1 protein-coding gene is annotated in these 612 nt (G+C 61.9%); it reads left to right on the top strand.

Annotated features, from left to right (window positions below):
- Positions 1–474, top strand: a 474-nt coding sequence (locus AX685_RS21285) for an IS110 family transposase (protein ID WP_156445925.1), incomplete at its 5' end; no start/stop codon positions are given.
- Between the last annotated feature and the right edge of the window lie 138 nt (positions 475–612).

The following is a 612-nucleotide window of genomic DNA, read 5'->3' as shown; positions in this document are numbered from 1 at the left end:
CATGGCATTGCCGCTCAGTTGAGGGCACTAGCGAGCGAGATCGAGCGGCTTGAGGCGCAAATCCTCGATTGGCACCGTAACGACGAGACGAGCCGCAGGCTGGCTACGATCCCGGGGATCGGCCCGATTACAGCGTCGGCTATCGCGGCTGCGGTGCCGGACGCATCTCTGTTCCGATCAGGCCGTCAGTTCGCCGCCTGGCTTGGGCTCACACCTCGTGCGAACAGCTCGGGCGGCAAAGAGCGGCTCGGGGGAATAACCAAGCAGGGCGATGGCTATCTTCGCCGGCTTCTGGTCGTCGGTTCGACTGCTGTTATGCGAATGACGCGTAAGAGTCCGGCTCGCCAACCCTGGATGGCGGGCCTGCTTGAGCGCAAGCCAACCAAGATCGCGACAGTGGCGCTCGCCAACAAAACAGCACGGATTGCTTGGGCCGTGATGACGCGGAAGGAGGTGTACGCTCCCGCCGCATAAGGAGATCTCCGTCACACGATAATCGCGTGATGTGATGGGATGCGTTGGAGCAGCTCAGTAGTGATGACGAACCGGTCAGACGGGGGTTGGTGAAACCCAGGGGGTCACAGCGCTTCGAGCGCGATGACGTGATTAGGG

This window comes from Sphingomonas sp. CCH9-F2 (genome assembly GCF_001556735.1).
GTDB lineage: Bacteria > Pseudomonadota > Alphaproteobacteria > Sphingomonadales > Sphingomonadaceae > Sphingomonas > Sphingomonas ginsenosidimutans.
Note: the sequence above shows the minus strand (reverse complement) of the source record. Positions and strands in the feature narration are given on the sequence as shown.